The 11,772-nt window shown below is 60.9% G+C and carries 14 protein-coding genes; 7 read left to right on the top strand and 7 right to left on the bottom strand.

Annotation, left to right across the window (positions count from 1 at the left end):
* Positions 1 to 10: 10 nt before the first annotated feature.
* Positions 11 to 190: a hypothetical protein gene (locus tag AC1PUL_RS14930; RefSeq protein WP_480464933.1), complete on the bottom strand. Its 180-nt coding sequence runs from the start codon at positions 188 to 190 to the stop codon at positions 11 to 13.
* Positions 191 to 386: 196 nt separating this feature from the next.
* Here AC1PUL_RS14930 and treZ point away from each other — a divergent pair, with 196 nt between their 5' ends.
* Positions 387 to 2,237 (top strand): malto-oligosyltrehalose trehalohydrolase, encoded by a 1,851-nt coding sequence (gene treZ / locus AC1PUL_RS14925; protein WP_480464932.1) that lies wholly within the window; start codon positions 387 to 389, stop codon positions 2,235 to 2,237.
* A gap of 85 nt (positions 2,238 to 2,322) precedes the next feature.
* Positions 2,323 to 2,574, top strand: a complete 252-nt coding sequence (locus AC1PUL_RS14920) for a hypothetical protein (protein ID WP_480464931.1) — start codon at positions 2,323 to 2,325, stop codon at positions 2,572 to 2,574.
* A gap of 149 nt (positions 2,575 to 2,723) precedes the next feature.
* Here the strand turns inward: AC1PUL_RS14920 and AC1PUL_RS14915 are convergent, their stop codons facing one another.
* Positions 2,724 to 2,996 (bottom strand): BON domain-containing protein, encoded by a 273-nt coding sequence (locus AC1PUL_RS14915; RefSeq protein WP_480464930.1) that lies wholly within the window; start codon positions 2,994 to 2,996, stop codon positions 2,724 to 2,726.
* Between the two features lie 101 nt (positions 2,997 to 3,097).
* Between AC1PUL_RS14915 and AC1PUL_RS14910 the strand changes: the two genes are divergently transcribed.
* Both AC1PUL_RS14910 and AC1PUL_RS14905 read left to right on the top strand, forming a co-directional pair.
* Positions 3,098 to 4,789 (top strand): HWE histidine kinase domain-containing protein, encoded by a 1,692-nt coding sequence (locus AC1PUL_RS14910; protein WP_480464929.1) that lies wholly within the window; start codon positions 3,098 to 3,100, stop codon positions 4,787 to 4,789.
* A gap of 61 nt (positions 4,790 to 4,850) precedes the next feature.
* Positions 4,851 to 5,081 carry a hypothetical protein gene (locus AC1PUL_RS14905; protein ID WP_480464928.1) on the top strand — a complete coding sequence of 77 codons (231 nt, stop codon included), beginning with the start codon at positions 4,851 to 4,853 and terminating at the stop codon, positions 5,079 to 5,081.
* Between the two features lie 2 nt (positions 5,082 to 5,083).
* On the opposite strand, the gene AC1PUL_RS14900 is transcribed toward AC1PUL_RS14905, so the two are convergent.
* Together AC1PUL_RS14900 and AC1PUL_RS14895 are read right to left on the bottom strand one after the other, a co-directional pair.
* On the bottom strand, positions 5,084 to 5,272 hold the full coding sequence (locus AC1PUL_RS14900) for a hypothetical protein (protein ID WP_480464927.1): 189 nt from the start codon (positions 5,270 to 5,272) through the stop codon (positions 5,084 to 5,086).
* Positions 5,269 to 5,595 (bottom strand): hypothetical protein, encoded by a 327-nt coding sequence (locus AC1PUL_RS14895; RefSeq protein ID WP_480464926.1) that lies wholly within the window; start codon positions 5,593 to 5,595, stop codon positions 5,269 to 5,271. The genes AC1PUL_RS14900 and AC1PUL_RS14895 overlap by 4 nt, the downstream gene beginning before the upstream one ends.
* 97 nt (positions 5,596 to 5,692) lie before the next feature.
* Here AC1PUL_RS14895 and AC1PUL_RS14890 point away from each other — a divergent pair, with 97 nt between their 5' ends.
* Both AC1PUL_RS14890 and AC1PUL_RS14885 read left to right on the top strand, forming a co-directional pair.
* A complete protein-coding gene (locus tag AC1PUL_RS14890) occupies positions 5,693 to 5,971 on the top strand; it encodes a hypothetical protein (RefSeq protein ID WP_480464925.1) in 279 nt (92 codons plus the stop codon).
* Positions 5,968 to 6,177 (top strand): hypothetical protein, encoded by a 210-nt coding sequence (locus AC1PUL_RS14885; RefSeq protein WP_480464924.1) that lies wholly within the window; start codon positions 5,968 to 5,970, stop codon positions 6,175 to 6,177. Before AC1PUL_RS14890 ends, AC1PUL_RS14885 begins: the two co-directional genes overlap by 4 nt.
* 77 nt (positions 6,178 to 6,254) lie before the next feature.
* Here AC1PUL_RS14885 and glgA read toward each other — a convergent pair whose 3' ends face one another.
* Positions 6,255 to 7,706: a glycogen synthase GlgA gene (gene glgA, locus AC1PUL_RS14880; protein WP_480468591.1), complete on the bottom strand. Its 1,452-nt coding sequence runs from the start codon at positions 7,704 to 7,706 to the stop codon at positions 6,255 to 6,257.
* A gap of 128 nt (positions 7,707 to 7,834) precedes the next feature.
* Positions 7,835 to 8,098, bottom strand: coding sequence for a DUF2934 domain-containing protein (locus AC1PUL_RS14875; protein WP_480464923.1), 264 nt, complete (start codon positions 8,096 to 8,098; stop codon positions 7,835 to 7,837).
* Positions 8,099 to 8,385: 287 nt separating this feature from the next.
* Between AC1PUL_RS14875 and ku the strand changes: the two genes are divergently transcribed.
* Complete coding sequence (gene ku / locus AC1PUL_RS14870; RefSeq protein WP_480464922.1) at positions 8,386 to 9,186, top strand: non-homologous end joining protein Ku; 801 nt, start codon at positions 8,386 to 8,388, stop codon at positions 9,184 to 9,186.
* Between the two features lie 24 nt (positions 9,187 to 9,210).
* On the opposite strand, the gene ligD is transcribed toward ku, so the two are convergent.
* Positions 9,211 to 11,772, bottom strand: a complete 2,562-nt coding sequence (ligD, locus tag AC1PUL_RS14865; protein WP_480464921.1) for a DNA ligase D — start codon at positions 11,770 to 11,772, stop codon at positions 9,211 to 9,213.

Here is an 11,772-nt window from a genome sequence, read left to right as displayed (position 1 = left end):
CCTTCTCACGTCAGATATTCGCACCGGGATCCGTTACTGGCGGATCCCGTGTTTCGTCGGGATTGGGCCTCGGGACCTCGTCCGGCAGCACATCCGGTTGCGGTTCGTCGATCGGGATCTCCGGCGTCCAGACCGGGGCGGGCATGGGCGGCTGGTCGCCAAAAGGCGATGAAGGATCGGGTGTTGGCATGGTCATCTCCTAGAAAGCCGCCTGCCGCAGGATGCGATCGATGTCGGCGTCGTGAAAGACCAATTCGATCGGCCCCGTCTTTGTTCCTGAGATAAACCGATACCCAAAAGTGGAGGCCTCCGATCTCCACGTGCCGGAACCTTTCCGCGCGCCGCGCTGTTCGATGCGCTCAAGCGACCACGCGAAGGTGCAAGAAATGGATGACCGGCTATCCACGCCTGAGACTGAGGCACTCGCGGTCGATCAGGAATATCGGGTCTCCCCAAAAAGCTGGGGCGCGGAATACACCGCAGCCGGCGAAGTTCGCTTTCGTATCTGGGCCTCGGCCGTCGAGATGCTGGTCCTGCGCCTTGGTGATGAAGAGGTGCCGATGACAGCCATGGGCGATGGCTGGTGGGAGCTTCTAGCCACCAATATAGCGCCGGGCACCGCTTACGCATTCGTTCTGCCGGATGGTAAGCAGGTGCCGGATCCCGCCGGGCGTGCGCTTGCGAGCGATGTCCACGGCCCCTCGCTGATCATCGACCCGACCGCCTATCGCTGGAAGAACAGCGGCTGGATCGGGCGACCCTGGTCCGAGGCCATCATCTACGAAATTCATGTCGGCACATTTACGCAGGAAGGCACGTTTGCCGCCGCCGCAGAGAGGCTGCCTACGCTCGCGGAACTCGGGATAACGGTCATCCAGCTGATGCCGGTCGCCGCCTTCGGAGGGAGCCGAGGCTGGGGATATGACGGTGTGCTCCCTTACACACCGCACCCCGCCTATGGCGCACCTGACGACATGAAGGCTTTCATTGACCAGGCCCATGGTCTTGGTCTGATGGTGATGCTTGATGTTGTCCACAATCACCTCGGCCTGGATGGAAATCACCTGCAAATCTATGCGCCGGATCTCTTCATGGCCGAGGGCACGCCCTGGGGACCGAGGCCGGATGTCTCGCGCCAGCCCATGCGGGACTTCGTCACGGAAAACGCCCTCTATTGGCTGAAGGAATTCGCCCTCGACGGTCTGCGCTTCGATGCCGCTGATCGGATGGGCGACGAGGACAGCAATATCCCTGTCATGCAGGAGCTGGCGCTCACGATTAGAAAATCCCTGCCGGAACGGCATATCCATCTGGTGGTGGAGGACGGACGCTGTATCACCGCCCTGCACGAGCGCAACGATGACAATTCGGCCCGGCTCTATGACGGGGTCTGGAATGACGGCTATCACCATCTCATCCACGCCTGGGCAACCGGCGAGCATGGCGGTCATTTCAAGGTCTTCGCCAGGGATTTCTGGCCGCGCATCGCCAGGACGCTGGCAAGCGGCTTTGCCCTTCAGGGCGAACGAATTAAAGAGAAAGGGAATAAGCCGCTCGGCGAACCCAGTGGACATCTGCCGCCTATCACCTTCATCAACTTTCTCCAGAACCACGACCAGATTGGCAATCGCGGCCGTGGCGATCGATTGTGGAGCCTCATCGTTCCCGATCTGGCGGAGCGTCTGATGGCGATGTTGCTGCTCGCGCCGCAGGTGCCGATGCTGTTCATGGGCGATGAGTTCCGGTCTGTGGGCCGCTTCTTCTTCTTCAGCGACTACCCTCCGGACCTCGACCAAAACAGTCCTGAGGATCGGCTGCGGCAATCGCAAGCCTTCGGCACCGACGATCTGACGCTGGACGAGATACGCGGCCCGAATGACATTGAAACCTTTCTGGCCTCGAAACTCGATTGGCAGGAGGCCGAGACGGACGGGGGACGCATCGCGCATAGCCTCTGCCAAAGCCTGCTGGAAAAACGCAGACGCCATTTGATCCCTCTGCTGCGCGATGTTGGTGGCGGCGTCGGTCATGTGCTGAAAGCCGAGGAGGGGCTGCTGGCAATCGACTGGCAGCTGGGTGAGCATCGCTGGCAGCTGCGCGCGAATTTCACGGACCGTGACGCAACATTGCCACCGGTCCATGGCATCACGATCCATGCAACGCCTGAGGAGGCAGAGGCAGACATGCGTGACCTGTCCAACTTCCGCTCCCACTCGCTTCTCTTCGCCTGCGGATGAGTTGAACCGGTCGACAAATAAATCTGGCTGACGCCGGAACCGTTCGTCCGATCGCGAGTTCGACGCTCATCAGGAGGAGTGCGGCATGACTCAGGTTTATTGTGACATCATCCCTCAGGCAAATGGCTGGTGCTTTCTCTCGGAGGAGGGACAGTCGCCGGTCTACCCGAGCTACAGGCTCGCCGTTGAGGCTGCGCGAACCTATTCTGACAGTCAGAGCACAAAACACAAAGTAACGGTGCTCCGACAGCAGGATTTGCGTGGCCGGATGCTGGAGATTGCTGGCATGACGCAGCCATGGGGTCCGGACGGCACTGGGATGAGTGGCCGCGCCTGACCCATGGTCCGTCCAACAACATCGGAACAGCGGTGAAAGCGATCGACGCAAAGGCGGATCCGCCTGGTCTGTGGTGCCGGCCTAAAGCCGCCCATCGGACCGGCTTCGTCCTACCGCAGGAGCCTCGCTCTGGGGGGCATGTCAGCGTTTCAGGGCCCTTTCCCACTTTCCATCCGAACGGTCACCTTCTCGACGCCGGGCACCGCCAATGCGACCTCCACAGCTCGGTCCATCTCGTCGCGTGTCGCCACGCCGAAGAGGAAGATTTCGCCTTTCGTGGCAACCACCCTGAGGCCCTCGGCGCCGGTCCCATCAGACGCAGCCAAGGCTTCGGCGACGCGCTGCTCAAGCTGCGCCTCGGCTGGAAACTCCTGCGCGACGGCAGCTGCGTCTCCGTGAAATCTCTGTGGCTTGAAAATCATCGCAACCTCCTCTGCAGGTCTCCCGTCTCTAACGCCGCGATCCGCTTTTGGTTCGACCCCGGCAGCGTGAAAACTGCGCCTAACGGCAGGAGGAGAGCTCTTTGAACCGCGTCGGCAGACTGTTTCTCGGTCTTTTCCCGACCGCGTCCATCGGTTCGTATCTCGCGGCGATGGCGCTGCTGGCGACGGTGCCTTTGCTGGCTTTTGTCGCTTTCCTACTCTTGCAGCTCGAGCGCTCGCAATTCCAAACACTACGAACCGACGTGGCTGACGACGCACAGGCGATCAGCCGGGCCGTGGAGCGGAAGATCGCCGATATGGAGATAACGCTCGCCTTGGTCGCAAACTCCGTGGAGTTGCAGCAGGGCGATCTCCAGGCCTTCCATACGCGCGTCGGCGAGAGCCTTAAGGAAAGTTCTCTCTATGTCATGCTGGCGCGGGAGGATGGGGTTCAAATCCTCAACACCCGGATGCCTTGGGGAGCCGAGCTCCGGCCTATGGCAAACCCCGGCTCGGTGAGCGCTGCCATCAGGTCCGGCAAAGTTGAGTTATCCGGAGTTTTTTTCGGTGCGACAAGCCAGCGCTGGGTGGTCAACCTGACCAAGCCGATGGCTGCAGTCGCATCAGGCCCAATGGATGCCGTCGTGCTCACGCAAGATGCAGCCAGCCTCGCGAGCCTCGCCACCCGAGAAGCGCTTCCCCCAGGCTGGTCTTCCGCGCTGGTGGATGGCGATGGGCGGATCGTTGTCTCCGACGGTGTCGAGGCCCGGTCCTCCGGGACACAACTGGACCAAAGCTGGCTTGAGCTGATGTACGGAACCAACAACAGTGCGGTCTTCTATCAGGCCGGTCGGCAGTATCTGATGGGTTACGCCAAAGTCGCGGACTGGCCATGGCGCGCCGTGGTCTGGGGGCCTGTCGATAGCCTGAACGGGTCTTTCGTTACGCTTTGGAAGAACCTGCTGATCGGCAGTCTGGTGCTGCTGAGCCTTCTGTTCGGCATTGTGGCGGTGGCGGCTCACCACCTTCGCTCCGCGATTCGCAGGATCGCCTGCATGGCGGAGCGCATCGGCCAGGGGGAAATCGTCTCACCTGAATCCACCAAGATCGTCGAGGCAAACCAGGTCGCCGTTGCACTTTCGAACGCCTCCTTTGATCGCGCGGAGGCGGAGGAGCGCATTCATTTCATCCTACAGGAACTGGTTCATCGAACGAAGAACATCCTGTCCCTGGTTCAGGCGATGATGCGTCAGTTGGCCCGCGGCACGAGTGACGTGGAGGAGTTTCAGCGTGCCGTCAGCGGCCGCCTTGCGGGGCTCGCCCAGTCGATCGAGGCGCTTGCCAAGCAGCAATGGGGTGGCATTCCGCTTGCTTCGCTGATCGATTTGCATCTCACGACGGTCACCGGTTCGATGGATCGGGTGGATCGCCAAGGGCCGGACCTGCTCGTCAATGCCAACGCGGTTCAGAACCTTGGCCTCGTCTTTCACGAGCTGGCGACCAATTCCGTGAAATATGGCGCATTCTCGGTCCTTGAAGGCCGTATTCAAATCGCATGGCAGGTCCTTGATCCCCACGAGGAGACCGGCAAGCCAAGGCTTGAACTCTCCTGGGTCGAGCGGCACGGTCCACCGGTAAAGCAGCCGACGCGGCGCGGCTTTGGCTCGACCGTCATCGAGCGGCATGCGGCAAGCGCCTTTGCGGGCGAGGTCAAGATCGACTTTGATCCGCAGGGTCTGCGCTGGACCTTGATCGCTTCGCTGTCGTCTTTCCTGGCGGCAAGCGCCGAGTAGCAACAGGAACCTTTGTGCCGATGACCGGGTTGATCACGATGAGATCATCGGAGGAAAGACCATGAGCGAAGATCGAAAGAAGACAGACAAGAGGACGATTGAAAAAGATGCCGAAGGGCAGTTCGCCGGGACCCAAGCGGGTGGCGATAGCGACGGCGTCGTCAGCGCCAAGCCTACCGTCGTCACCGGTTCGCAGGATGCCACCATCAACAAATGGCCGCCCGGCAAGAAAGACCCGCCGAAAGACTGGGATGTCAATTTCGACATCCGGGACCAGACGAACCGCCGGTGATGTTAGAATTTGCCTGACCCCATGCAGGCTCCGTTGATCTGCGCAGGAACAGCAACGAGAGAGCGCGAGCGCTCGCGAAGCGGCAGATCGGCCCGCAGCGGCAGCGCGACCTGGGTATGCTCCGGTCCATTCTCCTGTTCCTTCGGCTTGCGGAACCTCTGAAGCCATTGGGTGAATAGTCGTGAAATCATGGCGAGTTCCCTTTCTTGAGTGCTTCGGTGAAACCATTGGGCGCATTGAGATCGTTCGATGCCCGCCGCAGAGCTGCGGCACGCTCTTTGGCAGTGTCCAGGATGTCGCGGATCGCTTCGCCCTTCTGATGACCGCGATCAACTCCGGCTGAGGGCTCGACGCCTGGATCTTCCGAGCCATCACGCAGCAGCACCTCCTGTTCGAGGTTTCGTAGTAATCCCGGAACGTTTTCCGGCGAAGTGAGGATCTCGCTGAGCAGCGAGACAAGAATTTCCCGGTGCGCGTTGAGCCGAGCCTCCAATGACTTCAAATCGGCATCCAAATGCTTTCTCCCCGTGTCTGCTAAGCCGTCGGGAGGGGAACCTTGGCGGGCGCGAAAAGTTTCCTTGAAGAGCAATAACTCTTTTAAGGAGTGGATCATGTCCGAGACGGTGCGCCCGCCGCGCTGGCGTCGCTTTCCCGACCCGCGCGATCGTCTGATTGTTGCGCTGTTCGCCCAGCTGGAGGCTGAACGGCAGACGCGTGAAACGCTACGCCAGGCACTCCGCTCTGGGGTCACTGATCCTGCCGTCCTGGAGGCCATTGTCGAAGACCCCGTCCCTGCAAACGGCGAGGACGTCGCCGCCCTGGAACGAACCATCGCGTTTCGCGAGCAGCTGCATGCTCTGGGCGATCATCAGAGAGAGGACTGGAGATGAACCTCAGCAAAGTCACCGCACTGTCCGCCGTCCTTGTCCTGCTCACCGCTTGTGGCGAGGGAGGAAGCAGCAGCAACAACGCCAGCGATAGCCGTCCTACGACGAGCGGGACGCTTCCCGCCATGGAGTCCGACAGCGATCCGACACCCCAAACCGGCACCGGAGGCACCATTCCCGGCGCGCAGGGTGGCGAGACAAGACCTTGACCAGCTGCAGAAAAACGTCATAGGGCCCGAAGCAATTCCGGGCCCTTTGACATGTTGAGCGATTGTTTGAAGACGCTTCAGTGGCGCAACTGCACCCTCGCTTCGGTCAGGTGGCCATAGACCTCGGCATAGCTCTCGGCACTGCGATCCCAGGAATAGTCGGCACGCATCGCCTGCAGCTGCAGACGCGCCCATTTCCGTTTGTCTTCGTAGGCGTCCACCGCGCGACGCAACGCGTGGCGCAATCCTTCTGGTCGCACCGGATGAAATTGGAAGCCGGTGGCCGCGCGTGCGGAGATTGCCGCGTCGTTGGCATCGATGATGGTTTCCGACAGCCCCCCGGTGCGCGATACCACGGGCACGCAGCCGTAGCGCAGCGCATAAAGCTGTGTGAGCCCGCATGGTTCGAAGCGCGATGGCTGGATGATAGCGTCTGAACCTCCGTGAATGAGATGGGCTGTCGGCTCGCTATAGCCGATCGAAACCGCCATACGGCCCGGAAAGCGTGCCGCAGTCGCCTTGAGGGCGTCCTCGATGTCGTGATCCCCCTGGCCATGCACGATCAACCGTCCACCGCGGTAGAAGATCTCGTCGGCGACCTCGGCCAGCATGTCCATGCCCTTCTGCCAGGTAATCCGTGTGACCGCCGAAAACAGCGGTCCGTCCCCGGGCTCGAGGTTGAAGCGCTCGAGTAGAAGCGCCTTGTTGTTCTTCTTCAGGCGCAGGTTCTTCAGATCGTAGCGGAAGGGGAGGTACGGGTCCGTCGCCGGATTCCAGACTTCTTTGTCGATCCCGTTGACGATACCCTGCAGCCTGTCGATCCGGGCGTTCAACACGCCATCAAGCCCCATGCCGAAGCTCGGTGACAGGATCTCTCTTGCATAGGTGGGGCTGACGACGGTGATATGGTCTGCTGTGACCAGACCACCTTTGAGGTAACTGATATCACCGAAATATTCCATTTGATCGATGGAATAGACCTCCGGCGGCAGGCCGATCTGGGGCAGAAGCTGCGCCGAATATTGGCCCTGGAAGGCGATGTTGTGAATGGTGAGCACCACGGGTACGGCGGAGCCCATCTGGCGGAGATAAACCGACGTCAGGGCCGACTGCCAGTCATGCGTATGCACCAGATCCGGCTTCCAGCCGGGCAGGGCACCCGCAGCGATTTCGGCGCCCGCCAGCGAGAGCACGGCAAACCGCTTCCAGTTGTCGGCATGATCGACGCCATGTGCGTCCACATAAGGGCCACCAGGCCGTTCATAAAGCGCCGGGGCATCAAGGACGAAAAGGCTGAGGCCATCGATTTCCAGGTGCCGCAAGGTTGCCTTCTCACCCAGAAGATCATCGAACTCCATCAGCGGTGGATGGAGCCGAGCCAGTGCAAGAATGAAGGGATAGCCGGGGACAAGTGTATGCGTTTCGATCCCGAATGAGGAGAGGGCCTTGGGAAGAGCTCCGGTCACGTCGGCCAGACCGCCGGTTTTGATCAGCGGATAGATTTCGGAGGTCACCGCCAGCACATGCAGCGGCACACGTGTCGGAGAGTGGCGCTTGGGACGCTGCTCTTCCTCGTCGCGATAATAGGCTTCCCGAACCCGCTGGATGAATTGCGCCCGGCCGAGCGCCGGGGAAAGATCGACTCCTGCCACCTTATTCACCCCTTTCGGCTCCTTGCCATCTTCTTGACCGGTCGAACCGGCTCTTCGGTGATCACAAGTCCTTCCTGCTCGGCCGACGCCTTGGCCTCGGCAATCCGCCGCCCGGCCTTCGCCGTCGTCTGAGACGCAGAAGCGTTCAGGGTTTCCCAGTCGTTCAGTGCTGTCTGCCAATGCGCTTCGTCCCGCCCGTCAGGGCGCCCTTCGTCTTCCCAGAGCGAATAGGCTCTTCGGGCAATCCAGTCATAGTCTCGTTCAGGCATGGCATGTCTCCGTCGTCGCCCATTGCCGCCCACCCACCACTGAACTTCGGCCGAGCGCGGTCTCGTCGCACCCGCCGGCTCCCCGGTCGGATCAGTCTGCGATACCCCCATATCGACCAACGATCCGCCGGCTCATCATTGGAGAGGAACTGGCAACAGAGGAACGCCATCAGGGGCAAACAGTTCCCGTTGCAACCGACGATTTGAGCAGGCGTCGGAACGGTTCCCTGCCGGGCACGTTTTCCGGGGCAGTGCTATGGCTGGATGGCGTTCGGGAGGTAGGGCAAATGGCGCAGCGCGCTTTCTGGAAAGGCTATCTGAAACTCTCCCTCGTGACCTGTCGGGTGGCGATGACACCGGCCGTTACGGAAAGCAGCAAGCTTCGTTTTCACAACATCAATCGCAAGACCGGCAACCGGGTTGTGAGCCGCTATGTCGATGCCGAAACCGGCAAGCCCGTCGACGATGAAGATCAGGTGAAGGGCTACGAGCGCAGCGAGGACGACTACGTTCTGTTCGAAGACGACGAACTTGATGATGTGGCGCTGGAAAGTACGCGCACCATCGATATCGAGAGTTTCGTGCCGCGGAGCTCCATCGGCTGGATCTGGTATGACAGTCCCCACTATCTGGCTCCTGCAGACAAGGTCAGCGAAGAGGCCTTCGCCGTCATCCGCGAGGCCATGCGCAAGACCGATACCGGTGGCATTGCGCGCCTCGTGCTCTATCGCCGCGAGCACGCCGTGCTGCTGGTTCCCCGTGATGAAGGCATGGTTGTCTGGACCTTGCGCTTTGGCGACGAGGTCCGTGATCCCGATCCCTTCTTCAAGAAGGCAGGAAGCTCCCCCGTGGCTCCCAAGGCCAAGACCATGATGAGAAAACTCATGGAGGCGAGGCTGCGGAGCTGGGATCCGAAACTGGTGCGCGACCCGGTGGAGGAGCGCCTGCATGAGATCATCGAAAACCGGACGAAAACATCCAAACGGACCAAGCCGAAAAAGGCGGCCGAACCCGAGCGCAAGGATAATGTCATCGACATCATGGAAGCCCTAAGACGCAGCATCGCCTCTGAGAAGAAACCCGCTTGATCAAAACGGATACTCTAGGCGGCGTCAGCGGGCTTTCTTGGTCCGCTTGGCCGCAATGGCCAAAGGCGCCTCGGCCTTGCGAAAGTCGGCCCAGGGGTCTGCCTCAAGACTTGCGAGCCTTCCCGGCACATTCTCTACCGTGAAATGGTTCGGCAGGATGTCTGGGCTCAACTCGTCGAACGACAGCGGCATCGACACAGGTGCATGCGGCCGCGCCCGTGTCGAATAGGGCGCGACTGCGGTCGCTCCCCGGCCATTGCGCAGATAATCGATCAGGATCTTTCCCTTGCGTTTCGCCTTGCTGATGGTCGAAACGTAGTCATCGGGACTGTCCGCACTCATGCTTTCTGCGAGCGCCTTCATGGCCGCCTTCACGTCAGGCCACTTCGCCTTCGGCTTGAGCGGTGCCACCACATGCAGCCCTTTGCCGCCGGATGTCTTGACGAAGCCGGTCAAGCCCATGTCCGCAAAACGCCTGTTCACCTCGAAAGCCGCCTCAACCACCCGCTCCCAATCGACATCGGGACCTGGATCAAGATCGATATTCACCATGTCCGGCCGTTCCAGATCGCCGCCTCGGGAGCCCCAGGGGTGGATTTCGAGCGCGGCCCCTTGCACCAGCGCAAGCAGGCCTTCGAGGTCGTGGATACCAACCAGACCTTCGTCATCTTGCGGGTCACGAATGGTGATGATCTCCTTGCGCATGCCCCGCCAGCCGTGTTTCTGGAAGAAGCAGGTCTCATGCCCCTCGGGGCATCTCAGCAATGCCAGCGGTCGGTCAACGATGAAGGGGGCGATGCGTGGCCAGACCAGAGCATAGTAATCCGCAAGGCCTTCTTTCGTGACGCCGGCCTCCGGCCAATAGAGACGGTCGGGATGGGTCAACGTGATATGCCGCCGTGCCGCCTGCGTTTCCCCAAGCGATCCAGTGGCATTCCTGCTCCGCCCCATCGTGGTGTCGCGCGAGACTCTGTCCTGAGGCATCTCCTGAATGACATCGCTAGCGGCCTTGTCTTCGCGAAGCCCCCGGAAAGAGGCGTGGCGAAGATGCGCGTCACCGGTCCAACCTCGAAACTCGACTTCGGCTACCAGCTCCGGTGCAACGAAAACCGCATCCTTGCGTTCGGCGCCGGTCAGCTTGCCGCTGAATGGGCTCTTCTCGCGCACCAGGGGCTGCAGCCTGGCAAAGATCTGCCGGGCGAGCGTCTGGCTGTAGCCAGTACCGACACGTCCGACATGGCGAAGGCCATCTGCCTCGTTGACCCCCATGATCAAAGAGCCGATGGCTTTGTCAGAAACAGAGGATGGCACATAGCCGCCGATGACCAGCTCCTGGCGCGCCGTGCATTTCGACTTCACCCAGTCGCGCCCGCGCCCAGAGCGATATGGCGCATCGGCGACCTTGGAAATCACCCCTTCCAGGCTGAGGCGGCAGGCATGCTTCAGCACGAGGTCGCCACTCTCGTCGAAATGGCCGGAATACTTAAGCGGCGGGTCTGCATCGCCGAGCAACAGTTCGAGGCGTCTCTTGCGGTCCGTCAGCGAGGCTGCGGTCAGATCCTGCCCATCGAGATGCATGAGGTCGAAGACGTAATAGGTGAAGCGATCGTCACGACCGGCGCTCAGATCCTGCTGAAGCAGGGAGAAATCGCTGCTGCCATTGCCGCTCTCGACAACGATTTCCCCATCGAGCAGCGCCGTCTGCACAGGCAGCCCCTTGAGGGATGCAACCATGCGCTCACCGAAACGGTCGGTCCAGTCCAGCCCCGTGCGGGTCAGGAGTTGCACGCGGCCATGGTCGATCCGCGCCTCGATCCGATAGCCGTCCAGTTTGATCTCGTGGAGCCAGCGGCTGCCCTTCGGCACAGTTTTGACAAGGGTCGCCAGGACCAATGCCAGGAAGTCCGGCAAAGCGGCGGCTTTAGCGCCTTTGATCGGGGCTTCCCCCGCCTGGGACGGAGGGTTGCGAACCGCGCGCGTCTTCTTCGCCGTCTTGCGGGAGTTCCACACTGCGGCCTTGCCGTCGCCCTTTAAGCTTTCGATCGGTCTGCCGCTTTTCACGGAAAGCGGCATCTCCTCAATGATATCAGGGTCATCAGGTTGGCGTGCCGCCTCGTCATCACCCTTTATCAGCAGCCAGTTTTCCCGCGTTTCGCCCTCTTTGCCGGCCATCCGCACAAGGTGCCAGTGTCCGCCGAGTTTCTCACCCTTCAACGTGAATTCCAGGTGTCCCTTCTTGTACCCCTTCTGCAGATCATGGATCGGTTCCCATGTGCCGCGATCCCATATGATCACCTCGCCGGATCCGTATTGACCCGGCGGGATCACCCCCTCGAAATCACCATAGGCAAGCGGATGATCCTCGACATGCACGGCGAGCCGCTTTTCGCCCGGCACAAGGCTCGGGCCGCGCGTGACGGCCCAGCTTTTCAAAACGCCATCCATCTCCAAGCGGAAATCGTAGTGCAGCCGTCGGGCCGCATGCTTCTGAATGACGAAACTGTTGCCCTTGCTCTTGGCCTTGTTTGCCTTGGGCTCCGGCGTCGCCTTGAAGTCGCGCTTGCGGCGATACTCGGTGAGCGACAT

The organism is Rhizobium sp. P43, from assembly GCF_056730705.1.
The sequence above is the reverse complement of the archived record's forward strand: the minus strand, read 5'-3'. Positions and strand labels throughout refer to the sequence as shown.

Bases quoted from the DNA above. Each gene is read 5' to 3' on its own strand.
- AC1PUL_RS14890 (WP_480464925.1), top strand. From the start codon at position 5,693: ATGTCCGAGACGGTGCGCCCGCCGCGCTGGCGTCGCTTTCCCGACCCG.
- AC1PUL_RS14905 (WP_480464928.1), top strand. From the start codon at position 4,851: ATGAGCGAAGATCGAAAGAAGACAGACAAGAGGACGATTGAAAAAGAT.
- AC1PUL_RS14920 (WP_480464931.1), top strand. From the start codon at position 2,323: ATGACTCAGGTTTATTGTGACATCATCCCTCAGGCAAATGGCTGGTGC.
- ku (WP_480464922.1), top strand. From the start codon at position 8,386: ATGGCGCAGCGCGCTTTCTGGAAAGGCTATCTGAAACTCTCCCTCGTG.
- ligD (WP_480464921.1), bottom strand. From the start codon at position 11,772: ATGTCGCTCACCGAGTATCGCCGCAAGCGCGACTTCAAGGCGACGCCG.
- treZ (WP_480464932.1), top strand. From the start codon at position 387: ATGGATGACCGGCTATCCACGCCTGAGACTGAGGCACTCGCGGTCGAT.
- AC1PUL_RS14900 (WP_480464927.1), bottom strand. From the start codon at position 5,272: ATGATTTCACGACTATTCACCCAATGGCTTCAGAGGTTCCGCAAGCCG.
- AC1PUL_RS14875 (WP_480464923.1), bottom strand. From the start codon at position 8,098: ATGCCTGAACGAGACTATGACTGGATTGCCCGAAGAGCCTATTCGCTC.
- AC1PUL_RS14915 (WP_480464930.1), bottom strand. From the start codon at position 2,996: ATGATTTTCAAGCCACAGAGATTTCACGGAGACGCAGCTGCCGTCGCG.
- AC1PUL_RS14930 (WP_480464933.1), bottom strand. From the start codon at position 190: ATGCCAACACCCGATCCTTCATCGCCTTTTGGCGACCAGCCGCCCATG.
- AC1PUL_RS14885 (WP_480464924.1), top strand. From the start codon at position 5,968: ATGAACCTCAGCAAAGTCACCGCACTGTCCGCCGTCCTTGTCCTGCTC.